Source organism: Pseudomonas botevensis (genome assembly GCF_019145475.1).
GTDB classification, from domain to species: Bacteria; Pseudomonadota; Gammaproteobacteria; order Pseudomonadales; family Pseudomonadaceae; genus Aquipseudomonas; species Aquipseudomonas botevensis.
In genome coordinates this window covers 539,862-564,789 of the sequence record NZ_JAHTKI010000001.1, presented here as the reverse complement: position 1 = coordinate 564,789, position 24,928 = coordinate 539,862, and the positions used below count along the sequence as shown (strand labels likewise).

General features: G+C 63.7%; 23 protein-coding genes. 7 read left to right on the top strand and 16 right to left on the bottom strand.

What is annotated here, in order from left to right:
- The first annotated feature begins 92 nt into the window (after nt 1-92).
- Both KVQ74_RS02710 and KVQ74_RS02705 read left to right on the top strand, forming a co-directional pair.
- A complete protein-coding gene (locus KVQ74_RS02710) occupies nt 93-1,499 on the top strand; it encodes an adenosylmethionine--8-amino-7-oxononanoate transaminase (RefSeq protein ID WP_217829454.1) in 1,407 nt (468 codons plus the stop codon).
- A 117-nt stretch (nt 1,500-1,616) separates the two neighbouring features.
- Nucleotides 1,617-2,336, top strand: coding sequence for a 16S rRNA (uracil(1498)-N(3))-methyltransferase (locus KVQ74_RS02705; RefSeq protein WP_217829453.1), 720 nt, complete (start codon nt 1,617-1,619; stop codon nt 2,334-2,336).
- Nucleotides 2,337-2,360: 24 nt separating this feature from the next.
- Here the strand turns inward: KVQ74_RS02705 and trhA are convergent, their stop codons facing one another.
- Entirely contained in the window at nt 2,361-2,978 is a 618-nt protein-coding gene (gene trhA, locus KVQ74_RS02700; protein WP_217829452.1) for a PAQR family membrane homeostasis protein TrhA, read from the bottom strand.
- A 130-nt stretch (nt 2,979-3,108) separates the two neighbouring features.
- Between trhA and KVQ74_RS02695 the strand changes: the two genes are divergently transcribed.
- The gene (locus KVQ74_RS02695; RefSeq protein ID WP_217829451.1) at nt 3,109-4,029 is read left to right on the top strand and encodes a LysR family transcriptional regulator; all 921 of its coding nucleotides are present in this window, start codon (nt 3,109-3,111) and stop codon (nt 4,027-4,029) included.
- Between the two features lie 73 nt (nt 4,030-4,102).
- Here KVQ74_RS02695 and madM read toward each other — a convergent pair whose 3' ends face one another.
- The 15 genes from madM to pilG form a co-directional block, all read right to left on the bottom strand.
- On the bottom strand, nt 4,103-4,867 hold the full coding sequence (gene madM / locus KVQ74_RS02690) for a malonate transporter subunit MadM (protein ID WP_217829450.1): 765 nt from the start codon (nt 4,865-4,867) through the stop codon (nt 4,103-4,105).
- A 1-nt stretch (nt 4,868) separates the two neighbouring features.
- The gene (gene madL / locus KVQ74_RS02685; RefSeq protein ID WP_217829449.1) at nt 4,869-5,285 is read right to left on the bottom strand and encodes a malonate transporter subunit MadL; all 417 of its coding nucleotides are present in this window, start codon (nt 5,283-5,285) and stop codon (nt 4,869-4,871) included.
- 64 nt (nt 5,286-5,349) lie between these two features.
- Complete coding sequence (mdcH, locus tag KVQ74_RS02680; RefSeq protein ID WP_217829448.1) at nt 5,350-6,270, bottom strand: malonate decarboxylase subunit epsilon; 921 nt, start codon at nt 6,268-6,270, stop codon at nt 5,350-5,352.
- Entirely contained in the window at nt 6,267-6,887 is a 621-nt protein-coding gene (locus KVQ74_RS02675) for a malonate decarboxylase holo-ACP synthase (RefSeq protein WP_217829447.1), read from the bottom strand. Before KVQ74_RS02675 ends, mdcH begins: the two co-directional genes overlap by 4 nt.
- Nucleotides 6,881-7,666: a biotin-independent malonate decarboxylase subunit gamma gene (gene mdcE / locus KVQ74_RS02670; protein WP_217829446.1), complete on the bottom strand. Its 786-nt coding sequence runs from the start codon at nt 7,664-7,666 to the stop codon at nt 6,881-6,883. The genes KVQ74_RS02675 and mdcE overlap by 7 nt, the downstream gene beginning before the upstream one ends.
- A complete protein-coding gene (locus KVQ74_RS02665; protein ID WP_217829445.1) occupies nt 7,663-8,514 on the bottom strand; it encodes a biotin-independent malonate decarboxylase subunit beta in 852 nt (283 codons plus the stop codon). Before KVQ74_RS02665 ends, mdcE begins: the two co-directional genes overlap by 4 nt.
- The gene (locus tag KVQ74_RS02660) at nt 8,507-8,806 is read right to left on the bottom strand and encodes a malonate decarboxylase subunit delta (RefSeq protein ID WP_217829444.1); all 300 of its coding nucleotides are present in this window, start codon (nt 8,804-8,806) and stop codon (nt 8,507-8,509) included. Before KVQ74_RS02660 ends, KVQ74_RS02665 begins: the two co-directional genes overlap by 8 nt.
- Nucleotides 8,806-9,678, bottom strand: coding sequence for a triphosphoribosyl-dephospho-CoA synthase (locus tag KVQ74_RS02655; protein WP_217829443.1), 873 nt, complete (start codon nt 9,676-9,678; stop codon nt 8,806-8,808). Before KVQ74_RS02655 ends, KVQ74_RS02660 begins: the two co-directional genes overlap by 1 nt.
- Nucleotides 9,678-11,348, bottom strand: a complete 1,671-nt coding sequence (gene mdcA, locus KVQ74_RS02650; RefSeq protein WP_217829442.1) for a malonate decarboxylase subunit alpha — start codon at nt 11,346-11,348, stop codon at nt 9,678-9,680. The genes KVQ74_RS02655 and mdcA overlap by 1 nt, the downstream gene beginning before the upstream one ends.
- A 311-nt stretch (nt 11,349-11,659) precedes the next feature.
- The gene (locus KVQ74_RS02645) at nt 11,660-12,127 is read right to left on the bottom strand and encodes a chemotaxis protein CheW (RefSeq protein ID WP_217829441.1); all 468 of its coding nucleotides are present in this window, start codon (nt 12,125-12,127) and stop codon (nt 11,660-11,662) included.
- Complete coding sequence (locus KVQ74_RS02640; protein WP_217829440.1) at nt 12,120-18,023, bottom strand: Hpt domain-containing protein; 5,904 nt, start codon at nt 18,021-18,023, stop codon at nt 12,120-12,122. The genes KVQ74_RS02645 and KVQ74_RS02640 overlap by 8 nt, the downstream gene beginning before the upstream one ends.
- Before the next feature lie 34 nt (nt 18,024-18,057).
- On the bottom strand, nt 18,058-20,124 hold the full coding sequence (locus KVQ74_RS02635) for a methyl-accepting chemotaxis protein (protein ID WP_217829439.1): 2,067 nt from the start codon (nt 20,122-20,124) through the stop codon (nt 18,058-18,060).
- A gap of 138 nt (nt 20,125-20,262) precedes the next feature.
- Nucleotides 20,263-20,802: a chemotaxis protein CheW gene (locus KVQ74_RS02630; RefSeq protein WP_217829438.1), complete on the bottom strand. Its 540-nt coding sequence runs from the start codon at nt 20,800-20,802 to the stop codon at nt 20,263-20,265.
- A gap of 10 nt (nt 20,803-20,812) precedes the next feature.
- Complete coding sequence (gene pilH / locus KVQ74_RS02625) at nt 20,813-21,178, bottom strand: twitching motility response regulator PilH (RefSeq protein WP_217829437.1); 366 nt, start codon at nt 21,176-21,178, stop codon at nt 20,813-20,815.
- Nucleotides 21,179-21,239: 61 nt separating this feature from the next.
- On the bottom strand, nt 21,240-21,644 hold the full coding sequence (gene pilG, locus KVQ74_RS02620; RefSeq protein ID WP_217829436.1) for a twitching motility response regulator PilG: 405 nt from the start codon (nt 21,642-21,644) through the stop codon (nt 21,240-21,242).
- Nucleotides 21,645-21,869: 225 nt separating this feature from the next.
- Here pilG and gshB point away from each other — a divergent pair, with 225 nt between their 5' ends.
- The 4 genes from gshB to ruvX all read left to right on the top strand — a co-directional run bounded on the left by gshB (nt 21,870) and on the right by ruvX (nt 24,920).
- Nucleotides 21,870-22,841, top strand: a complete 972-nt coding sequence (gshB, locus tag KVQ74_RS02615) for a glutathione synthase (protein ID WP_217829435.1) — start codon at nt 21,870-21,872, stop codon at nt 22,839-22,841.
- 107 nt (nt 22,842-22,948) lie between these two features.
- A complete protein-coding gene (locus KVQ74_RS02610; protein WP_217829434.1) occupies nt 22,949-23,848 on the top strand; it encodes an energy transducer TonB in 900 nt (299 codons plus the stop codon).
- Between the two features lie 62 nt (nt 23,849-23,910).
- Complete coding sequence (locus KVQ74_RS02605; protein WP_217829433.1) at nt 23,911-24,483, top strand: YqgE/AlgH family protein; 573 nt, start codon at nt 23,911-23,913, stop codon at nt 24,481-24,483.
- Nucleotides 24,483-24,920: a Holliday junction resolvase RuvX gene (gene ruvX / locus KVQ74_RS02600; RefSeq protein WP_217829432.1), complete on the top strand. Its 438-nt coding sequence runs from the start codon at nt 24,483-24,485 to the stop codon at nt 24,918-24,920. The genes KVQ74_RS02605 and ruvX overlap by 1 nt, the downstream gene beginning before the upstream one ends.
- Nucleotides 24,921-24,928 lie beyond the last annotated feature (8 nt).

Here is a 24,928-nt window from a genome sequence, read left to right as displayed (position 1 = left end):
CGACACAATGGGTTGTCCCCGGCCGACGCATTGCATAGGCTTGCGCGATTGTTTGCCCGCGCCCGACGCGAGCCGCCTCGAGGAGACTGTAAATGGGCCTGAATAATCAGTGGATGCAACGCGATCTCGCGGTTCTGTGGCATCCCTGCACCCAGATGAAAGACCACGAACAGCTGCCGCTGATCCCGATCAAGCGCGGTGAAGGCGTCTGGCTGGAAGACTTCGAAGGCAAGCGCTACCTGGATGCCGTCAGCTCCTGGTGGGTCAACGTGTTCGGCCACGCCAACCCGCGCATCAACCAGCGCATCAAGGATCAGGTCGATCAGCTGGAACATGTGATTCTGGCCGGCTTCAGCCATCAACCGGTGATCGAGTTGTCCGAACGCCTGGTGCAGATGACGCCGGCAGGCCTGAACCGGGTTTTCTACGCCGATAATGGTTCGTCGTGCATCGAAGTCGCGCTGAAAATGAGCTTTCACTACTGGCTCAATCGCGGCCAGCCGAACAAGAAACGCTTCGTCACCCTGACCAACAGCTACCACGGCGAAACCATGGCGGCGATGGCGGTCGGTGACGTGCCGCTGTTCACCGAGACCTACAAAGCGCTGCTGATGGACACCATCAAGGTGCCAAGCCCCGATTGCTACCTGCGCCCGCAGGGCATGAGCTGGGAAGAGCACTCACGCAACATGTTCGCCGCCATGGAACAGACCCTCGCCGAAAACCACGACAGCGTCGCGGCGGTGATTGTCGAGCCGCTGATCCAGGGTGCCGGCGGCATGCGCATGTATCACCCGGTCTACCTCAAGCTGCTGCGCGAGGCCTGCGACCGTTATGGCGTACACCTGATCCACGACGAAATCGCCGTCGGCTTCGGCCGCACCGGGACGATGTTCGCCTGTGAGCAGGCCGGCATCCGTCCGGATTTCCTCTGTCTGTCGAAAGCCCTGACCGGCGGTTACCTGCCGCTGGCGGCGTGCCTGACCACCGATGAGGTCTACAGCGCGTTCTACGACGACTACCCGACCCTGCGCGCGTTCCTCCACTCCCACAGCTACACCGGCAACCCGCTGGCCTGTGCGGCGGCGCTGGCGACGCTGGACATCTTCGAACAGGACAACGTCATCGAGAACAACCAGGCCCTGGCACAACGCATGGCCTCGGCCACGGCGCATCTGGTCGATCACCCGAACGTGTCCGAGGTGCGCCAGACCGGCATGGTGCTGGCGATCGAGATGGTCAAGGACAAGGCCACCCGCGAGGCCTACCCGTGGCAGGAGCGGCGCGGCCTGAAAGTGTTCCAGCATGCGCTGGAGCGTGGCGCGCTGCTGCGTCCGCTGGGCAGCGTGGTGTATTTCCTGCCACCGTACGTGATCACCCCGGAGCAGATCGACTTCCTTGCCGAAGTCGCCAGCGAGGGCATCGACATCGCCACCCGCGACAGCGTCAGCGTGGCGGTGCCGAAAGACTTCCATCCCGGCTTCCGCGATCCGGGTTGAGTCCGTTCGCGGGCAAGCCCGCTCCCACATGGGAATGCTTTTCCTTGTGGGAGCGGGCTTGCCCGCGAATGAGGCCGACACCGATTCAACTGATTCGCTTTTTCACAGAGATCCGAAATGAGACTGTCCCGCTTCTTTATCGACGCCCCCCTGAGCCTCGGCGAACACGAATTGCCGGAGGCCCAGGCGCATTACATCAGCCGCGTGCTGCGCATGGTCGAGGGTGATGCGGTGCAGATGTTCGACGGCTCCGGCCATGAATTTCTTGGCGCATTGGCAGAAGTCGGCAAGAAACGTGTGGTGGTCCGCATCGATGAGCAATTTGCCGGTCAGATCGAATCGCCGTTGCAGATCCACCTCGGCCAGGGCCTGTCCCGGGGCGAGCGGATGGACTGGGCGATCCAGAAAGCCACCGAACTGGGCGTGACTGAAATCACCCCGATCTTCAGCGAACGCTGCGAAGTCCGGCTCAAGGACGAACGCGCCGACAAGCGCCTGCTGCACTGGCGTCAGGTGGCGATCAGCGCTTGCGAGCAATGCGGTCGTTCGCGGGTGCCGGTGATTCATCCGCCGGTGCTGCTGGCCGACTGGCTCAAGCAGACCGAGGCGGATCTGAAACTGGTTTTGCATCCGGTGGCCGAACCGCTGGTCAGCCATGCCAAACCGGCGACCCTGGCGTTTCTGATCGGGCCGGAGGGCGGTTTGTCCGACGCCGAAGTCGAACAGGCCAAGGCCAACGGTTTCCACGCCGCCCGCCTCGGGCCACGAGTGCTACGCACCGAAACCGCGCCGGTGGTGGCGCTGGCGGTGGCCCAGCAGCTTTGGGGGGACTTCTAACCGCCAGAGCTGTGGGAACGGGGATTACAGAACGTAAAACCAGATCGCGACAAAGTGCAGCAGGCTCCCGGCAATCACGAACAGATGCCAGATCCCGTGGGCATGCCGCAGGCGATGGTCGAGGGCGAAGAAGATGATGCCCACGGTGTACAGCACACCACCCGACGCCAGCCAGGCAAACCCCGCCGTCCCCAGCGCGGCGATCAGCGGTTTGACCGCCACCAGCACGATCCAGCCCATCACCGCGTAGATCACGATCGACAGAACCCGCGCTTCAGAGCGCGGCTTGATCTCTTGCAGGATGCCGATCAACGCCAGTCCCCAGACGATCCCGAACAGCGTCCAGCCCCACGGCCCACGCAGCGTCACCAGGCAGAACGGGGTGTAGCTGCCGGCGATCAGCAGGTAGATCGAAAAGTGATCGACCTTCTTCATGATCGCTTTCTTGCGCCCGCGCACGCTGTGGTAAACGGTCGAAGCGCTGTAGAGCACCAGCAAGGTAAAAGCGTAGATCGCCACACTGACGATCTTCCACGCACTGCCGTCGAGGCTGGCGATCACCACCAGCCAGATCCCGCCGACAAACGCCGCCACCGCCCCGACCAGATGCGTCCAGGCGTTGAGTTTTTCCCCGTGATACATGTGTCGCCCACCTCCCATTCATGACCGCAACGCGCAAGGCTCGGGCCTTGAGCGTAAAAGCGCAATGTTTCCGTTCAACATGTGCGCAAAAGGCGGGCACAATCGGCCGATACCAAAAAGAGTCCGCGCCATGCTGATCGACGAAGAATTGACCCTGAAGAAACTCGAGGTGTTCCTCGCGTTCATGCGCACCGGCAACCTCGCCCGCGCCGCCGCAGAATTGCAGACCAGCAACGTCAGCGTGCATCGCGCCATCCACTCACTGGAAAGCGCCCTGCGCTGCCCGCTGTTCAAACACGAGGGTCGCAACCTGACGCCGCTGGAAAGCGCCTACGTGCTCGAAGAACGGGCGCAGAAGCTGATCCAGGACGTGGTCGAAAGCGTGCGCCTGACCCGTGAGGCCGCCGGGTTCTCCGCCGAACGCTTCAAACTCGGTTCGCTGTATTCGCTGACGGTGAAGACCGTGCCGCAGCTGATCATGGGCCTGAAAATCCGCCGCAGCGAACTCAACATCGACCTGATCCTGGGCTCGAACATCGACCTGTTGTACAAGCTGAAGAACATGGAAGTCGACGCGATCCTGGTGTCGCTGGACGACAGCATCAACGACCCCGACTGCGAGCAGATCCCGCTGTTCTCCGACGACATCTTCCTCGCCACCCCGGCGGATTCACGTTTTGCCCAGCGTCGTGAAGTGGATTTGGCTGAGGTGCGCGACGAAACCTTCATCACCCTCACCCAAGGCTTCGCCACCCATCAGGACGGCATTCGGGTGTTCCGCCAGGCGGGGTTCGAGCCGAAGGTGGCGATGCAGGTCAACGACATCTTCACCCTACTGAGCATGGTCAGTTCCGGGGTGGGTTATGCGTTGCTGCCGGGGAGGATTGCGGCGGTGTACGAGAACCGGGTGAAGCTGATTCCGTTGCAGGAGAAGTACCGGTTGCAGCAGCACATCGGGGTGGTTTTTTTGAAGGCCAAGGAGCGCGATCCGAACTTGCTGGCGTTGCTGGCGGAGTGTCGGATGTATGCCAATCGCCAGTCGGCGGTGTGATCAATAGCAGATAAGCCTACCCCCAGCCATCTCCCCCAAGGGGGCGAGGGCTGGGGTGAGGGGCTTTTGATCTTCAGCCCACAATCCCGCGAACAATGAAGAACAACAGCGAAGGCCCAAGCAGACAGCCAAGCCCGGTATGGAACGTGGCCGTCAGCGCGCCGTAAGGCACCAGCCGCCGGTCCGTCGCCGCCAGCCCGGCGGTCACGCCGCTGACCGTGCCGGCCAACCCGCCGAACACCATCGCCGAGCGTGGGTTGTCCAGGCCCATCCAGCGCGCCGCCACCGGCGTGCCGACCATCACCAGAATCGCCTTGATCAACCCGGTGGCAATCGACAGCGCCATCACATCAGAAGTCGCGCCAATCGCCGCGCCCGTCACCGGTCCGACGATGTAGGTCACCGCACCGGCGCCGATGGTGGTCATGCTCACCGCATCGCGATAACCGAAGGCCCAGGCCATGCACGCGCCGACAATGAACGGCAGCACCGTGCCCAGCAGCAAGGCGATCACGCCGATCAGCCCGGCCTTCTTCGCCTCGGTGGCCTGCACTTCAAATGCGGTCGCCACGATCGCAAAATCCCGCAGCATCGCCCCGCCCATCAGGCCGATGCCGGAGAACAACGTCAGATCCGCCAGGCCCTTCTGCCCGCCGGTCATGGTGCCGCCGACCCAGGCCAGCACCAGACCGATGACGATGGCAATCGCCGAGCCGTGAATCCGTCCGAACGTCAGGCGTCTGGAAAGAATCACCGAGACCCACATGATGACGCCGACGAAGGCGAAAGCGGTGATCAGACCGTTGTGTTCCAGACCTTTTTCGATGAGATCCCACATATCAGCGACCTCCTGCCGGGGCGACGGTCGGCGCGGTTTCTACCGGTTCGTCGGGCAACGGTTCACCTTTGTGGGTCCGGCTGATCAGGGCAATGGTGCAGCCGCAGACCAGCACCGAACCGATCGCCGCCAGCACCGCCACCGGCCCGCCGTGCAGCGCGGTGACGACGTTCTGTTGCGCGGCCATCGCCACCACCACCGGGATGTACATGGCGCCCCAGAAGCCGACGCCCATCTCGCAGTCCTTGGTCATGCCGCCGCGCTTTTGCATCCACAACCGCGCGCAGATCAGCAGGATCATGGCAATGCCGACCCCGCCCACGTTGGATTTGACCCCCAGCAGCACGCCAAGCAGGTCACCCATGATCACTCCCGCCAGCGTACAGATCGCCAGCAGCGCCACACCGTAAATAATCATTGTTGTAGTCCTCAAAGTGCATCGTCGAATGTTGTTTTTGTTGTTCGAAGCTTGAGTCGGCGGTCTAGGGTCGGCGGCCATCCTCCTCACGCAACAGCGCTTGCAGGGTGTCGAGCCGGGCACTGTCGAAGGCAGTGACCGTGCCCTGTTCGAACACCCGGCGCGCCAGCCCGGTCAGCACCGCACCGGGCGGCAGTTCGATTTGTAATCGCACGCCGCGCTCGTAGGCGCTTTGCACGGTGCCGCGCCAATCCACCACGCGGCACATGTTGAAGGCGAGGTCATCGCGCAGGGCGTCGACCTTGATCAGCGGACGCGCGCGGCTGCCGCTCAGGTAAGCGATGTTCGGCGACTGCATCGGCACCCTGGCGAACGCTTCGGCAAGGGCCTGCGCGGGTTCATCGAGCAGCGGACAATGGGACGGCACACTCACCGCCAACCGTTTCGCCAACCCCGCGCCGCAACTGCGCGCCAGTTCGGCGACCGCGTGCATGGCCGGGTCGCTGCCAGCGATCACCACCTGGTTATCGGCGTTGATGTTCGCCAGGTAAACCGGTGATTCGCTGCCGTGGACTTGCGCGACCAACGCTTCCACCGTCGCCAGTGGCAGACCGGTGATGGCGGTCATGCCGAAGCCTTGTGGACAAGCCTGCTGCATCAGTTCACCGCGCAGGCTGACCAGATGCAGCGCATCGCCGAATCCCAAAGCCCCGGCCACTACCGCCGCCGGATAGGCGCCGATGGACAGGCCGGCCACGTAATCCACGGTTGCCCCGTCTTGCAACAACTGGCGCGATGCAGCCACACCCGCAATCAGTAAACACAACTGCACGGCGCGGGTGCTGCGCAACGCTTCAGACGAATCCAGCAAACCGACGTCTTCACCGAGCACATCACTGGCCTCGACCAGCGTTTCCCGCGCCAAACGCCGGAGCATGCCCGGCTGCTGCGCGCCCTGACCGGGGAACACCAGCAGGCTGCTCACGCGGCCTGCTCCTGCGGATTCCACGGATCGCTGACCAGGCAGGCCTGCCGGGCATTTTTCAGCAGCACCCGCGAGGAAGCGCCAGCCCACTCACGCAGCGCCACCGCACCGAACGGTGTCTGCAATTGCAGGTCGACCCGGCATTCAGCCTGATCGAAAAACGCCACCAGCTCGCGCGCCTGATTGCGCGCCAGCCATTGTGGCGTGCGCAGGATCAGATCCAGATCGCTGGCCGCGTGCATCGCGGCAAACCCGCTCGCCAGCTCGAACCCGACACTGCCGCTGACACCCCACACCCAACCGCAGTCATCGAGCATCGGCCGCAGTTGCTTGAGGGCACGCAGGACCGGCAGATCACGCGCGCTGTCGACATGACACAGCGCCTCAGGACTGAGCCGGTGCGCAATCGAATCGATCGCCATGAACCCCGCCAGGCGCTGCTCGCGCGATACCCCGCGCAGGCCCACGGCAATCTGCCCATTGATGCTCAACGCCCGGCGCACCACCACCGGTTGCCTGGCGCGCAGCGCGTCGATGGCCCACTGCGGCGCATCCGCCGGCAACTGCGCCGGGGTCATGCCCCAGAGCAGGTCGTGGGCCAGTGGCAGGCTCACCACTGCGCCCTCAGCAATTCGCGCACCCGGCTGGAAGCTGCGCGATTGGTGGCGCCGAGACGATTGCTCAGATCACCGCTGGAGACATCGCCGATGGCTTGCTTCAGGCACTCGGTCACCCGCGCCAGATCCTCCGCCGTCGGTTGCTCGATCTGCTGCACCGACAGGGTTTCCCACAGCAGCCCGAGGCTGGCGTAGCTGTCGATGTCATAGGCCATGGGCGGCACGCTGGACGCCAGGGCTTCGAGTTCCTCGACACTGCGCAAGGTCACTCGTGCCGCCGAAGCCTTGCCCATCGCATGCACCATCACCCCCGGATCGCGCAGGGCAATCAGCCGGTTGGCCTGATAGCCATGGGCGAGAAACGCCCCGGACATCGCCTTGCCCACCAGCAGCGCGATCACCGGATGCCCGGCCAGTCGCGCACGGGCATAGGCATCCGCCGCGCCGGCCAGGGCCTGATGAATGCCGAGGGCTTCTTCGCGACGCCCGTAGGCCTGACTCGGTACATCGACGATGGCGATCAGCGGACGCTTGTGCGTCTGCTCACGGTCGGCGCTGATGGCGTCATCCACGGCCTTCGCCAGTCCCCAGCCTTCCAGCAGCCCCACCTCGCCGTTGCGGGCACGGGGGAAACGGTTGTCCGGATCGGCCACCACCGCCAGCAAACGCCCGAGCGCCACGTCGGCCACCCGCAGCGACGGCGGCAGGCCATCCAGCGCTTTTGCGCCGGCGCTCAAGGCGTTAAACCAGTTCAAGCCCCGCAGGGAATAGCCACTCATGAGCGCTCTCCTTGATACAGATCGCGAACCATCGACGGTTCGATTTGCGGCCCGGTTTCCAGGCCCGCCAGACGTTGCAGGAACCATTCGGCACGCTGGCTGCGCGGTTGCGGCGGCAAGCCTTGTTGCAGCAGTTCGCCGACCTGATCGCGAATCTGCGCCACGTCATCGGCGACGTAACGATCCACCAGGCCACTGGCGAAACGCTGCTCGCCACCGGTCAGGCTCCAGATGAACGGGCGGTCGCGAGAGTCGTATTCCTCGATTCCGGCTTCCTGTTCGATGACCTGCGGGCCGTTGAGGCCGAGGCGTGCTTCCTGGGTCACCAGCAGATAACTGCACAGCCCGGCGGCAATCGACATGCCGCCAAAACACCCGACGCTGCCCGCCACCACGCCGACCACCGGCTGGTATTGCTGCAAGTCGACAATCGCCGCGTGGATGTCGGCAATCGCCGCCAGTCCGAGGTTGGCTTCCTGCAAGCGCACGCCGCCGGTTTCCAGCAGCAGGATCGCGCGGGTCGCAATGCCCTTGCGGTTGTCCTCGGCGGCCAGTTCCAGCGCACCGGCAATCTTCGCCCCGCCGACTTCGCCGAGGCTGCCGCCCTGGAACGCGCCTTCGATGGCGGCGATCACCACCGGCAAACCGTCGAGGCTGCCCTTGGCGATCACCACGCCATCATCGGCCTGGGGCACCACGCCCTGGCGCTCCAGCCACGGCGACATGACCCGTTGAAACGGATCGAGCAATTCGCGAAAGCTGCCGGCATCGAGCAAGGCTTTCGCCCGTTGCCGCGCGCCGAGTTCGACGAAGCTGTGCTTGTTCAGAAGCGCTGCGCTGTCAGTCATGGCCGATCTCCTCGAAGCCCTGTTCCAGACGCAGGCGTACCACGCCGGGGGTCGCGCCGAAGTCGTGGATATCGATGCTCATGGCCGGCGGCGTGGTGCCATCGAACATCCGCGCGAACAGGTGCTGCCAGCGCTGTTCGCTGCCATTGACCGAGGTCTGCACGTTGATGGTCAGGCGCCCGGCCAGACCCGGTTCGATCAGCACTTCCAGGTCGCCCGAGCCGACACAGCCCACCAGCGCCCGACCGCGTGGCGGCTGCCCGGCGGGGAATTCAAAGGATAAGGTTTCCATCAAAACGCTCCCTGAAGGATGCCGTCGCGCTCGATTCGGTCGAGCAGCAGCGTGGCGGCGAGCAAGTCGGCGGCGCCACCGGGCGAGGCATTCAATGCGATGAGTTGTTGATCCAGTTCGTGCAGGCGACGGCGACCACCGAGGCTGGCGCTGCCACCGGCGTCGAGTACCGACCGGGCACCGTGCTGCATGGCGTGCAGGCCTGGTTCACCGGCGCGGTACAGCACGCAGGTGTCAGCCAGTTCGGTCATGATCGCCAGTAACGCGTCGAGCCGGGCGTTCTGTTCGCCATGACCGGCGATGCGGCTGCGTTTGAGTTGCGGCAGGCCGCGTTGCATCACCGAGGGAAAGCCGAGTTGTGCTTCTTCGCGGGCGCCCCGGGCACCGTAGCGTTGCGCGACTTGTGCGCCGTGGCTCATTGGACGCGGCGCATCGCGATCCTCCAGCAACGCCAGGCGGGCGGCGCGCAACGTGACCGCGCCGGCACCGCTGGCCTGTGGCGCCAGCGCGGCGGCGCTGACCAACAGACCCAGCGCCCAGATCGCGCCGCGATGGGTATTCACGCCGTGGGTGGTGGCGAGCATGGCTTGCTCGCCTTCACGACCGATTCGACCGATCGCCTCACGCAGCGGCATACCGACTTCGCCGATCTCAATGGCCGCTTCGGCCATCTCCTTGAACGCCGGCCACAAGGCCAGCGCCGAGGCGTGCATCAGTCCCAGGTGCAGATCGCTGTGGGCACCGTTGCCACGACGGTCGACCAGCGCCGGTTTCGGTGACAGGTCGGCCTCGTCGATCAACGCGTCCACCGCCAGATCCGCCAGACGCTCGGCCAGGCTGAGGCTTCTCGCTTGCAGGTTGAGTGCGTGCATTACCAGCTCCTGAACTTGGCGGGCGGGTTGTAGAGGCCGCCGGACCACTCGACCAGATCGGCCACGCTTTTCGCCGCCAGCAGTTCGCGGGTGGCGTCGGTGCGGCGGATGCCGAGGTCTTCGGGCAAGGCGATCAAGCCTTCGCGGCGCATGCGTTCGGTGTCTTTCGGGTTGTGCCGCAGACCGATGGCGGTGACCCCGGCCACGGCGGCGATCATTGCCTGGCGCTCTTCCAGCGAGCGGGCCTTGTACAGGTAGGCGATGCCTTCTTCGGTGAGCAGGTGGGTGACGTCGTCGCCGTAGATCATGATCGGCGCCAGCGGCATGCCGCTTTTCTTCGCCACCTCCACGGCGTCGAGGGTTTCGACGAAGGTCGGTTTGCCGCCCTCCTGGAACGTCTCGACCATTTGCACCACCAGCTTCTTGCCGCGTTCGAGCATCGGTTGCTGCGAATCGTCGTGGCGCATGTCGAGCCACGCCGGGGTGCCGTGACGACGTCCGCGCGGGTCATGGCCCATGTTCGGCGCACCACCGAAACCGGCAAGACGGCCACGGGTGACCGTCGAGGAATGACCGTCGCCATCGACCTGCAAAGTGGCGCCGATAAACAGATCCACCGCGTATTGCCCGGCCAGTTGGCAGACCATCCGGTTCGAACGCAACGAGCCGTCGCGGCCGGTGAAGAACACGTCGGGGCGCGCGGCAATGTACTTTTCCATGCCCAGTTCGGTGCCGAAGCAATGCACGCTCTCGACCCAACCGCTTTCGATGGCGGGGATCAGGGTCGGGTGCGGGTTGAGCGTCCAGTTGCGACAGATCTTGCCCTTGAGGCCGAGGGATTCGCCATAGGTCGGCAGGATCAGCTCGATGGCGGCGGTGTTGAAACCGATGCCGTGGTTGAGCGACTGCACGTTATGTTTTTCGTAGATGCCCCGGATCGCCATCATCGCCATCAGCACATGCACAGGCTTGATGTGCCGAGGGTCGCGGGTGAACAGCGGTTCGATGTAGAACGGCTTGTCCGCCACCACCACGAAATCCACCCACGATGCCGGGATATCCACCCGTGGCAGTTCGCTGACGTCGTCGACCAACTGGTTGACCTGGACGATGACGATGCCGTCGCTGAATGCCGCCGGTTCGATCAGCGCCGGCGTGTCTTCGGTGCTCGGGCCGGTGTAGATGTTGCCGGCGCGGTCGGCCATGAACCCGGCCGAGAGTACGACGTTGGGGATCAGGTCCACCACCAGTCGGGCGTAGAGTTCGATGTAGGTGTGGATCGCGCCGATTTCCAGCAGGCCGTCTTCGAGCAACTGGCTGATGCGCAGGCTCTGGGTGCCGGCAAAGGAGAAATCGAGCTTGCGGGCGATACCCCGTTCGAACAGGTCGAGGTGCTCGGAGCGGCCGACGCTGGGCATGATCATGTGCAGGTCGTGGAGCTTCTGCGGATCAGCCTTGGCAAGGGCACGGGAGAGGAAATCCGCCTGCTTCTGGTTGTTGCCTTCCAGCACCACGCGGTCGCCGGGCAGGATCAGCGCTTCGAGCGCCGCGACGATCCTGTCGGTTGGCAACACCGCACCGTCGGCCAGACCACGCACCCGGTCGAGGCGACGCTGTTTCTCGTCACGCCGCCGCGTCCAGCGCGAGTCGGGGGAAATTGTTGTTGTCATGCTCACTCCACGGGGTTCGCTGTCGTGGAGCTACCTTAGGAGCGTGGGGTGGGGGCATCAATCAAGCGCGGCGGTGAATCATTACGCTGAGCGTAACGATCAAAAGCGCCCTCACCCTAGCCCTCTCCCGGAGGGAGAGGGGACTGATCGGGGATGTTCGAAAGCTGCAACGACCTGAACGATTTGCTCTGAATCCATAATCAACTCGGTGGCTCAGGTCGATGGATAGCGCAACACCTCGGTCGGCCCCCTCTCCCTCCGGGAGAGGGCTGGGGTGAGGGGAATGGGGGCGACACAAAACTCAAGTGGACTCAAACCAGTCCGGCATCCACCAATAACTTCTCCAGCGCCAACAAATCCGGCACCTTCGCCACCTGCTCCCCCACCTGCACCGCCGCCTGCTCCAGGGCACACAACGGCACATCCACATAACTCAACTGACTGTCGAGCTTGTAGGAACGGGGAATCCCCTGCACCAGCAAGGCAATGAACTTCAGCTCCGGCAACCCACCCAGGGCATTGAGGATGACGATCCGCGCCCGCTCGCCGATGACGATTTTGTTGCCGCACGCCGACTCGAAACTCAGCAATGGAATCTGCCGTTCACGCCAGGTCACGCGGCCCAGATACCACGGCGGCGTATCGAGGTCGAAGGCGCTGGCCTGGTAGTCGATCAGTTCGGCGACGGCGACGTTGGGCAGGATCAGGTTGCGGTCGGACAGCGGCAGCAGCAGCCCGGTGAGCTGACTGCTGCGGGCGTTATGGCGCCGCTCATGCATGTTTCTTGCTCCATTGCGCGATGCTTTCGAGCAGCACCGATTCCTGGTACGGCTTGCCGAGGTAGTCGTTGACGCCGATGGCCATGGCGCGGTCGCGGTGTTTTTGCCCGGTGCGCGAGGTGATCATGATGATCGGCAGGTGTTGCAGGCGCTCGTCGTGGCGCACCTGGGTCGCCACTTCGAAACCGTCCATGCGCGGCATCTCGATGTCCAGCAGCATGACGTCGGGCATGTGCTCTTCGAGCAGCAGCATGGCGTCGACGCCGTCCTTGGCGGTCAGCACGTTCATGCCGTGACGCTCGAGCAGGCGACTGGTGACCTTGCGCACGGTAACCGAATCGTCGACCACCAGCACCAGCAGCGGCTTCTTCTGCTCGCTGCTGACTTCCTGGCCGGCCGGACGTTGCGGCATGCGCACCTGCATCGCGCGGATCGGTGCCAGCAGATCGAGAATCAGCACCACCCGGCCATCGCCCAGAATCGTCGCCCCGGACACGCCCTGCACCGCCGCGAACTGCGGGCCGAGGCTCTTGACCACGATCTCGCGGGTGCCGGCCATGGCATCGACCTGCACCGCGATGTGACGCTCGTTGCATTGCACCAGCAACACCGGCACCGGCAGGCTCTGGCCGATCAACTTGGGGCGCGGCGCGGTCTTCAGCAATTCGCCCAGATAGCACAGCTCGTAACGCTGGCCGCCGTACTCGTAGACCGGTGGATCGAGATGGAAAAACCCTTCCAGTTCATTCGGCAGCACGCGGACGATACCGTCGATGGTGTTCAACGGAATCGCGTACTGATCCTCGCCACTCTGCACCATCAGCGCGCGGTTGACCGACACGGTGAACGGCAGGCGAATGCGAAAATGCACGCCCTGCCCCGGCACCGAATCGATGCTCATGCTGCCGCCGAGCTGGCGCACCTCTTCATGGACCACGTCCATGCCCACGCCGCGCCCGGATATCTGGGTGATTTTTTCGGCGGTGGAAAAGCCCGGCTGGAGGATGAACTGCAACACGTCGCGGTCGCTGATGTCCGCGTCCGGCGCCAGCAAGCCGCGCTTGACCGCCTTGCGCCGCACCGCGTCCAGCGGCACGCCGGCACCGTCATCGCGGATGTCGAAGACGATGTCGCCGCCCTCGCGGGACAGGTCGAGCGTGATCTGCCCCTGCGCCGGTTTGCCCGCCGCCAGCCGCACCTCGGCGGACTCCAGGCCATGGTCGACGGCGTTGCGCAGCATGTGTTCCAGCGGCGCGGCCATGCGTTCGAGGACATTGCGATCCATCTCGCCTTCGGCATTGCCGACGACGAACGCCACGTCCTTGTTCAGCTCTTCGGCCACCTGGCGGACGATGCGCTTGAGGCGCGGCAGCATGCGCTCGAACGGCACCATGCGCGTGCGCATCAGGCCTTCCTGCAACTCGGTGTTGATCCGTCCCTGTTGTTGCAGCAGGTTCTCCGCGTCGTGGGTGCGGCGATCGAGGGTTTCCTTCAGATCGAGCAGGTCGGAAGCCGACTCGAACAGCGCCCGGGACAGTTGCTGCAACTGCGAGTGGCGATCCATTTCCAGCGGATCGAACTCTTCGTAGCCGAGGCGTTCAGCGTCCACTTGCTGACGGCTGAGAATCCGCCCCTGGGTTTCCGTATCGAGACGGCGCAACTGGTCACGCATCCGCTCGATGGTGGTTTCCATCTCGTTCAGGGCGACTTGTGCATCGTTGACCTGTTGCTCGATCCGACCACGGAAAATCGAGGTTTCCCCAGCCAGGTTGACCAGTTCGTCGAGCAGTTCGGCGGAGACCTTGACCATATCCGCGCCCGGCTCGGCGGGTGCGGCGACCGGCTCGCTTTTCAGCGCCACCGGCAGTACCGGCGCCGGGATTTGCGGTGTGGTCGGGTGACTGAAATTCTGGATCGCGCTGATCAGCCGATCCGCTGGCGGACACGGCTGCCCGGCGCGCACCCCATCGAGCATTTGCGCCAGCCGGTCGTGGCTGCGCTGCACCAGCGCAAACAGCTCGGCACTCGGATGCAGCACGCCGCTGGAGAGGCTTTCGTAGAGGTATTCCAACTCATGGGCGAGGTCGCCGATGGGGCCGATTTCCACCATCCGCGCACCGCCCTTGAGGGTGTGCAGGTCGCGCAACAGGGTTTCCACTTCCTGGCGATTGCCCGGCTCGGCTTGCCAGCGCGAGAGCGCCGCGCCGGAGTTTTCGATGATGTCGAAACCTTCTTCGAGGAAGATCTCCAACAGCTCCGGATCGTGCCCGGCACCTTCATGCCCCACGGCTGATTCAGCCGCTGGCGGCGTGCCGGCGGCGCTGTGCCGCAAGCGCTGAATGGCCTCGATCAGATCCTGCGCATCGTCCAGTGGCTGATGGTTGTGCAAGTGTTCGAGGAACAGCGCCAGCCGTTCATGGCTGTGGCGCAACAGTTTTTCCAATGCCGCACTGTGGCTGTAACGACGGTCCGCCAGACCGCCATAAAGCCCCTCCAGCTCATGGGCCAGATCGCCCACCGCATCGACCTCGGCCATCCGCGCGCCACCCTTGAGGGTGTGCATGTCCCGTTGCAGCGACGACAGCGGCGCGGCATTTTCCGGATCGCTCAGCCAGCGCTGCAAGGCCTGGTCGGCGCTGTCGATGATGTCCACCGCTTCTTCGAGGAAGATCTCGACGATTTCGTCATCCGGCGCGAGGTCGCTGGCGCGCTGATGCAATTGGGCGGTGGCGCTGCCCAGCTCATGGATGCTCAGGGTGCGGCTGCCGTCGCTGCGGATCAGGCCCATGGCCGATGGGTCGAGGCTTTCGTCGAGCAGTTCGTGCAAGGCGCGAATGCGTTGTGGCTGCGGCGTGACTTCCTGGCCCGCGGCCAGTTCGTCGAGCATGTTGATCAGCGCTTCGTGGGCCTGCTGCGCCTCGGCGAAGAACCGCTCGCTGACCGCCAGGCTGCTTTCTTCCACCGCGCCATACAGGTCGAGCAAGGCTTCGCACAACACGTCCACCGGCAGCAGGTCCGCCAGGTGCGCGCCCTCGCCGAGGGTGGTCAGTTCATCCAGCAGCGCGCTGAGCTCCTGACGTTCGCCGGGGTGCTGCTGCCAGCGCTGCAAAAGGTTTTCGGCGTCGAGCAGGATGTCCATGCCCTGAGCCAGGAAGTTGTTGATCAATTGCGGATCGCGCTTGATCCGCGAGCCGCGATCCGGCGCGTTGAGCACCGCGTCCAGACGCTCGCCGAGCAAGGCCTCCGTGCGTTTGATCAACGAATGCGCGCCGACGATCGGTGCCAGCGGATCGTGTCGAAACTGGCGCAGGCCGATGCGAAACAGGCCTTCGGCCTCCAGCAGCAGTTCGACTTCGTCCAGATCCAGCGGCAGTTGATGGGCCTTGAACTCCCGGGCCAGTTTGTCCAGCGGCGCCGCCAGTTCGGCAATCGGCAACACGCCGGCCATCGACGCGCTGCCCTTGAGGGTATGCAGCGCCCGCTGCAGCTCGTCGCTGGCCTGCAACGGCACATGCTCGGCGGCTTGATCGAGGAAACGGTTGAGGCTGGCGAGATGGGTTTCGGCCTCGTTGCGGAAGATCTCCAGCAACAACGGGTCGAGCGCCGCGACGTCCGCCACATCTTCGGCGGGCAGCGGCTTGTCGCCCTTGGCAAGCGCATGGGCGCGCGCCGCCAGTTGATCGACATCGTGACGCTGGCGCTGGGCGTTGATGGCGAATTCGGCAATCAGATCGGGCAACAGCAGCACGGTGTCATCGAGCAACTGCTGCACCGCCGAATCGGGCTCGACGCTGCTTTCCAGCACTCGGTTGAGCAGGTTTTCCAGCGCCCACGCCAGCTCGCCAAGGATCAGCGCGCGCACCATGCGACCGCTGCCTTTCAAGGTGTGGAAGGCGCGACGCAGTTCGCTCAGCGCCTCGCGATCGTCGGGCGCGGCGGTCCAGCGCGGCAGGTATTCACGCAGCACCGCAAGCACTTCCTCGGTCTCTTCGAGAAACACTTCACGCAACTCGTCATCCACCGGTTCTTCACCGGCCGGCGGCGGCATCAGGCTGCCCGGCGTGGTCTGCGCCGGCGGGTTGACCGCCGACACCGGACTGGCCAGCACATCGGCCAGCGACTGGGCGACCTGCGGATCATCCAGTGCCTGCAAGTCTTGCATCACCAGCGCCTCGCCGGGGCTGAGCCGGTCATCCAGCAGCGGCACATGCTGCTCGCTGGGGAAGTAGCCGAGGCGCGCCAGGCTCTTTTGCGCCACATCCAGCAGTTGCTCGCTCGGCGCCTGCGGGTCGTCGCTCAGGCGTTCGAGGTAATACTCCAGGCTGCTGATGGCGTCGGCGAGGTGGTCCAGTTGCTGCCAGCCGGGCTCATGCGGATCAAGCAGCAAGTGTTCGCGGATAAAACCGTTGCAGGCTTCGAGCAGGCTCGCCGCGCGACTCAGCGGAATCATCGCCAGTGCGCCACGCACCTGGGTCAACAGCGCCGGCAAGCCTTGCAGTTGCTGCCGGTCCCAATCGGCGTCGATGTAGTCGACGATCATGTCCTTGGCCTGTTGCAGGCCGATGCGCGCTTCCTTGATCACGATCTGATGGATCTGCGTCAGATCGGTGGTCGGCAGGCGACTGTCGTCCTGGCTCTCCGGCTCGACGGTGCCGACCATTCCGGCCAACGTCGCCTCGACGTAGAGCAAGGCCCCGGCGACGTCCATCAGGATCGCGTCATTCGGTTCGCGATGGCCCTGGGCGAGGCTGAGCACCACCGCCAGTTGATCGATGATGACCTTGCGCGGCTGGCCGAAACCGAGCACTGCCAGGGTGTCGGCGATCTGCCGCAACGGCGCCAGCAGACTGTCCAGATCCGAGGCGTGCTGACGGTCGCTGCGCACGAACAGGTCGAGGCGTTCCTTGACCCGCACCAGCTCTTCGCACAACGCCACGAGCACCGAGCGCATCGCATCGCGGTCGGGGCCGGCCAAGCGCGCGCGTTCTTCGTCGACCATCGCGCTGTCGGGCAACGCGTCGTCCAGGGAGTAGCGATCTTTCATGGTCAGCATCTGCCCGGTGGGATGTTCGGCTTTGGCAATATAGAACAGCAGGCTTTTGAGCAGCTCCGGCGGTGGCGGCTGATTGAGGCCGGCCATGCCCTGGTCGAGCAGGCGCTTGAGTTCCTTGTCGGCGTCCTTGAACAAACTGCGCAGCGCCGGGCTGTTGGCGATCCGCCCCTCGCGCATGCCCTCGACCAGCGCCGAGGCGACCTGCCACAACGGGCTCAACGGCGCGTTGCCGCTCAGCGCTTCGAGGCGGGTAAAGAGTTTCGCCAAATAGCCCAGATGGGTCTGATCGTCCTGCTCGCGCAATAGACCGACCAGGGCCATTTGCAGCATCTGGCGCAATTTGCGCAGCACGCCGGGCAGCTCCGCCGGCTCCAGCAGCGCCAGTGCTTCCTGGCTCAGGGGTGGCAGTTGTGGCAGTTGCGGGCTGAACAGGCTGGTTTCCGACAACAGGCTTTCGCCGCGCGCGCTGCGCAAGTCGTTTATCAGCGGCAACACCACCAGCGGCAGATCGCGGCGGGCGCCCTGTACGCGGTCAAGGTAAGTCGGCAATTGGCTGAGGGCCTGCATCAGCAGATGCAGGGCTTCGTCGCGATGACTGACGCGCTCATGTTGCAACGCGTCGACCAGATGCTCCATCTCTTCGGCCAGCAACGCCGCGCCGTAGAACTCGACCATCTGCAAACTGCCGTGCACCTGATGGATGCACGTCAGGCACTCGTCCAGGCCAGCGGAGGCCTGTGGATCGTCCAGCACGATTTCGATCGCCTGATGCGCCTGCTTCAGCGTTTCGGCAATTTCGCCCTTGACCCATTCGAGGGCCACGTAGTCGTGCCGATCACCCATAACCACTCCGCTCAACATTGATCCGCCGCAGACTTCACGCCTTGCTCGCCACAGGTTCGGGCACAGGCGTGGTCGGCAAGGTGAAACCGGACACCGAGCGACGCAACTGGCTGGCCATCTTCGCCAGGTTGCCGATGCTCTCGGCGGTGGCCGTGGAACCGGACGAGGTCTGCGACGTGATCTGCTGGATCACGTTCATCGTCAGGGAAATCTGCCCGGCCGAAGACGTCTGCTGCTGCGCCGCATTGGAGATGCTCTGAATCAGCGCCGCAAGGGTCTTGGACACGCCTTCGATTTCTTCCAGGGCCACTCCCGCATCCTGCGCCAGCCGTGCGCCGCGCACCACTTCGGTGGTGGTCTGCTCCATGGAAATCACCGCTTCGTTGGTGTCGGTCTGGATCGCCCGCACCAGGGTTTCGATCTGCCGGGTCGCGGCGGAAGAACGCTCGGCGAGACGCTGCACTTCGTCGGCGACCACCGCGAAACCACGCCCGGCATCACCGGCCATGGACGCCTGGATCGCCGCGTTGAGGGCGAGGATGTTGGTCTGGTCGGCAATGTCGTCGATCAGGCTGACGATGTCGCCGATTTCCTGAGACGACTCACCCAGGCGCTTGATGCGCTTGGCGGTGTCCTGGATCTGTTCGCGAATGTTGTCCATGCCGTGGATGGTGTTGTGCACCACCTCGTTGCCCTTGTTGGCGATTTCCACCGAGCGCTCGGCCACCGCCGAGGATTCGGCGGCGTTGGCCGACACCTGATCGATGGATTCGGCCATGTCGCTGATCGCCGTCGAGGCTTCGGAAATCTGCTGCGCCTGATGCTCCGAGGCCTGGGCCAGGTGCATCGCGGTGGCCTGGGTTTCCTGAACCGCCGCCGCGACCTGCCCCGCCGTCAGGTTGATGGTCGCCACCAGATCGCGCAGCTGATCGACGGAATAGTTGATCGAATCGGCGATGGTGCCGGTGAAGTCTTCGGTCACCGAGGCGGTCACCGTCAGGTCGCCGTCGGCGAGGTCTTCGATTTCGTCGAGCAGGCGCATGATCGCGTTCTGGTTGCGCTCGTTCTTCTCGGCGGTCTCACGCAACTGACGGTTGGTTTCGCGCACCATGACCATGCCGATCAGAATGATCGAGGCCAGCGCCAGCAGACCCAGCACATAGCCGCCGATGGTATCGGTGCTGCGCCCGCCAGCCAGGTTCTCGAAACGGCTGGCCAGGTGCGAGGCTTCATCGAGCAACGTTTGCGACAGGCTGAAAATATTGGTGGCCGACTCGCGGACCTTGAACAGCTCCGGCGAGGTTTCGAGGATTTCATCCACGGAGCCGGAGACAAACTGGAACAGTTCGGAAATCTCGCTCAGACGTGCCCGGGCGTCGCGGTCTTCGACCTGGCTGACTTTCAGCGCCGGATTGCCTTGCAGCATGCCGTTGAGCACCTGGCCGAAGCGGGTCGCGTCGCGGCCGAACGCGTCGGCGGCCTGTTGCGAGTTCTCGTCACCGGAAAGCACGGTGTTGACCGCGCCGAGAATCCGTTCGGCCAGCAGCGACTGACGCTGGGCCATCGCCACCTGCGCCGCCGGAGCGCCGCGTTGCAGAAGGATCTCCACGACTTTTTCGTATTCGATCTGCAACTGCGGCACGGTTTCGGCCAGGGTCGCGGCGACCTGATGCAGCGACAGCACGGTCTGCTCGCTGGAGAGGATGGCGTCGGTGTTTTTCAGCAGGCGTTCCCAGTCCAGTTGCACGGCGCGCATTTCCGGGCGCACGGTGGCCGGCGCAGGCGGCAGGCCGGTGGCCGGGTCGCCTTTTTTCAGGTAACCCCAGCGCTGGGCGAAATCGTTGCGCGCATCGCTCAGCAGCTTGAACGCGGCAGCCTTGCCGGCGGCGGCTTCGGTGGCGTTCTTGGCGATCCGCTGCGACAGCACTCGCAGCTCACCGGCGTGACCGATGTACTGCTTGTCGTAGTTGGCCTGGGTGTTGAGGTACGCAAAGTTGGCGAACAGCAGCATGATGAACACGATCAGCGCGATAAACAGCACGATGATCTGCGAGCGGCTGCGCGAGCCTTCTGCGGGCTTGCCTGTTTTTGCTTTTATCATCCGCACCTTCCAAGACTTGCCGAAGAACCGTGGGAGCGGGCTTGCTCGCGAATGCGGTGAGGCAGCCAGCATGAGTGTTGAACGGAACACCGCTTTCGCGAGCAAGCCCGCTCCCACATGAGTTCTCTGTTGTTGCGACTATATTGCGACGTTCATGAAGCCCGGCGACTGCGCCAGCGCAAACAGACTGAACACCCGCCAGTCCTGCTCGCGGCGAAAGTGCCCTTTGACGAACTCGGCCTTCGCGCCGAAGCGCTCGCTGATCGGCAGCGGCTCGAAACTGTCCTGCTCGAAATGCTGCAGGCCGAACACCTCGTCGACCATCAGCCCGGCGAACACGTCCTGATGCTCCACCACCAGCACCCGGCGCTGTTTGCGCAACGGCGACAGGTCATGGCCGAAGAAGCCGCACAGGTCCATGATCGGCAACAGCCGTCCGCGCAGGTTGGCCACCCCCTTGACCCAGGACTTGACCCCCGGCAACTGGGTGAAGCGCGGTTCGGGCAGCACTTCACTGACTTCGCCCATCGGTGTGACGTACCAGTGCTCGCCCAGGCGAAAACCGATGCCGCTCCAGCGATCCTGGCGCGCCGCCTGCGACGGCAGGTCCGCCGCCAGCAGGCGGCAGCGCTGGTCGATCTGCCACAACAGTTCGAACGCGGTCAGCGACTCGCTCATGGCGGCGCGATCAACCGGCCAGCACGTTGTTGAGGGTCTTGATCAGGGTTTCTTCGTCGACCGGTTTGGTCAGGTAATCCCTGGCGCCCTGGCGGGTGCCCCAGACCTTGTCGGTTTCCTGATCCTTGGTGGTGATGATGATCACCGGGATGTGGCTGGTTTCGCTGTCCTTGGTCAACTGGCGGGTGGCCTGAAAGCCGTTGAGGCCGGGCATGACAATGTCCATCAGCACCGCGTCGGGTTTTTCCTGGCGGGCCAGGGCCACGCCGTCCGCGCCGTTTTCGGCCTTCAACACCTCATGGCCGTGCTTTTCCAGCATGCCGGTCAGTTTGTACATTTCGGTCGGCGAATCATCGACGATCAGAATACGTGCCATGGTCTTCCCCATTTTTTCTTGTCGACACCCGGCCCGCTGGCCGCGCGTCTCTGTACGTGTCTTACTGCGGCAAAACAGCAGCGAAGCCCGGAACATGGGCCGCAATCGCGTCGAGCAGTTCTTCCTTGCTGAAAGGCTTGGTCAAAAATTGATCAGAACCGACAATCCGCCCCTTGGCCTTGTCGAACAGCCCGTCCCGCGACGACAGCATGATCACCGGCGTGGCCTTGAACGCACTGTTGTTCTTGATTAAAGCGCAGGTCTGATAACCATCCAGACGGGGCATCATGATGTCGACAAAAATGATTCCGGGGTGGTTGTCGGCGATCTTCGCCAGGGCATCGAAACCGTCGATGGCCGTGATGACTTCGCACCCCGCGTTCTTCAACAACGTTTCGGCGGTGCGACGAATCGTTTTCGAGTCGTCGATCACCATGACCTTCAAGGCGCTGGACTGCTGTTCCATAAGAGGGCTCTACCGTCGCCTTTGCGAATCAATTTGTCCGTTTTGCGATGAGTGATGGCTGAAAACCCTTGTTCTTCAAGGGCCAGCGCGCTATGCCAGCCTTTTTAGCACAGTCTCCAGATGCAATCTATCGACGGGTTTTTCCTTGACCGAAAACCCGCCCGGAGCCACTCTGACGCCACTTTTTCAATACCGATCCGGTAGCCAATTTTCGAGGAAACCCCAATGAGCGTTCGCGTCGGGATTGTCATGGACCCTATCGCCAGCATTTCCTATAAAAAGGATAGCTCGCTGGCCATGCTGCTGGCCGCGCAGAAGCGCGGCTGGGAGCTGTTCTATATGGAACAGCAAGACCTGTATCAGGCCGAAGGCCAGGCCCGGGCGCGGATGCGTCCGCTGAAGGTCTTCGCCAACCCGGAAAAATGGTTCGAACTGGAAGCCGAGCAGGACAACCTGTTGAGCGACCTGGACGTGATCCTGATGCGCAAGGACCCGCCGTTCGACATGGAGTTCGTCTACTCCACCTACCTGCTCGAACAGGCCGAAACCGCCGGCGTGCTGGTGGTCAACAAGCCGCAGAGCCTGCGCGACTGCAACGAAAAGCTGTTCGCCACGCTGTTCCCGCAGTGCACGCCGCCGACCATCGTCAGCCGTCGCCCGGACGTGCTGCGCGAATTCGCCGACCATCATGGCGACGTCATCCTCAAGCCGCTGGACGGCATGGGCGGCTCGTCGATCTTCCGCCACACCGCCGGTCACCCGAACCTGTCGGTGATCCTCGAAACCCTGACCCTGCACGGCAAGCAGCAGATCATGATCCAGGGTTACCTGCCGGCCATCGTCGACGGTGACAAACGCATCCTGATGATCGACGGCGAACCGGTGGATTACTGCCTGGCGCGGATCCCGGCCAAGGGCGAAACCCGTGGCAACCTCGCAGCCGGCGGTCGTGGCGAAGCCCGCCCGCTGACCGACAAGGATCGCTGGATCGCCGCCCAGGTCGGCCCGACCTTGCGCGAGAAGGGCCTGCTGTTTGTCGGCCTGGACGTGATCGGCGAGCACCTGACCGAAATCAACGTCACCAGCCCGACCTGCATCCGCGAAATCGACAATGCCTTCGGCACCGATATCGGCGGAATGTTGATGGAGGCGATCGACAAGAAGCTGCAAGCTGCTGGCAAAAAGCCGCGAGTTTGACGTGCGTCACATGCAGCCTGTCGCTTGAAGCGTGAAGCCCAAGGCGCGAAACCAACATTGCGTTATCATGCGCAGCCTTTGAAAAACGCGATGTTGGTTTTCTTGTCATGACTCTCCCGTCCGATCTGCCTGCTGAACTCGCCCATCGCGGCGTGCGCCCGGCCGATCGCCTCGGATTTACCCTTTTTCTCGCGGCGCTGATTCATTTGGCGCTGCTGCTCGGCGTGGGTTTCACCATGGTCGAGCCGAAACAGATCAGCAAAACCCTGGAAATCACCCTCGCCACGTTCAAGAGCGAGAAGAAACCCGCGAAGGCCGACTTCCTCGCCCAGGAAAACCAGGAAGGCAGCGGCACCCTCGACAAGAAGGCGATTCCCAAGACCACCGAGGTCGCGCCGTTCCAGGACAATCAGGTCAAGAAGGTCACTCCGCCGCCGGCCGCCAAGCCGGAAGTGCAGGAAGCCGCGCCCAAGGCAGCGGTGACCACCATCGCGCCGAAGCCGAAAAAGGCCCCGACCAAGAAAGAAGAAACCAAGACCGAGGTCAAACCGACGGTCGACGCGCCGACGTTCGACAGCTCGCAGCTGTCCAGCGACATCGCCAGCCTCGAAGCCGAACTGGCCAACGAACAACAGCTGTATGCCAAGCGCCCGCGCATCCACCGCCTGAGCGCCGCGTCGACCATGCGCGACAAGGGCGCCTGGTATAAAGACGAATGGCGCAAGAAGGTCGAGCGCATCGGCAACCTCAATTACCCCGAAGAAGCCCGGCGCAAGCAGATCTACGGCAACCTGCGGCTGATGGTGTCGATCAACCGCGACGGCTCGCTGTACGAAGTGCTGGTGCTGGAGTCCTCCGGCCAGCCACTGCTGGATCAGGCGGCGCAGCGCATCGTCCGACTGGCGGCACCCTTCGCACCGTTTACCGGTGATCTGTCGGACATCGACCGCCTGGAAATCATCCGCACCTGGAAATTCGCCCGGGGCGACAAGCTTTCCAGCAACTGAGCCGGGTATTTCCAGACATCCCCGGCTTGTCAGTTCGGCCCTTGACCGCCACACTAGCGCACATGAAAAACGTCAGCCCAAGCTACCTCAAGCATCACTTCCTGATCGCCATGCCCCACATGGCCGACCCGAATTTTGCCCACACCTTGACCTACATCGTCGAGCACACGGCCAATGGCGCCATGGGGCTGGTGGTCAACCGACCGCAAGAGCTGAATCTGGCTGACATTCTCGAGCAACTTCGCCCGGACATCGATCCGCCAGCACTGTGCCAGCATGTGCCGATCTTCATTGGCGGCCCGGTGCAGACCGATCGCGGTTTTGTCCTGCATCCGGCGGGCCAGACATTCCAGGCCACCGTCGAGCTGGACGGCGAGCTGGCGCTGTCCACCTCCCAGGACGTGCTGTTTGCCATCGCCGATGGCGTCGGCCCGGCGAAAAGCCTGATTACCCTCGGGTATGCCGGCTGGGAAGCCGGGCAACTGGAAGCCGAACTGGCCGACAACGCCTGGCTGACCTGCCCGTACGACGCCGATATCCTGTTCAACACCAGCAGCGAGCTGCGTCTGGAAGCGGCGGCCAGGCACCTGGGGATCAACCTCAGCCTGCTGACCAGCCAGGCAGGTCACGCCTGATGGCCCTGCGCCTGATCCTCGGCTTCGACTACGGCACCAAACAGATCGGCGTGGCGGTCGGCCAGGTGATTACCGGCCAGGCCCGCGAACTCTGCACCCTGAAAGCGCAGAACGGGGTGCCCGACTGGAATCAGGTCGAGGCCCTTATAAAGGAATGGAAACCCGACGCCGTGGTGGTCGGCCTGCCGCTGAACATGGACGGCACGCCGAGCGAGATGTGCGTCCGCGCGGAAAAATTCGCCCGACGCCTCAACGGCCGCTTCAACCTGCCCTTCTATACCCACGACGAGCGCCTGACGACATTCGAGGCCAAGGGCGAACGGCTGCAGCGCGGCGGACAAAAGGGCAGCTACCGCGACAACCCGGTGGACGCCATCGCCGCCGCCCTGCTATTGCAGGGCTGGCTCGACGAAAACACCGCATTATTCGAATCCTGAAAAGCGCT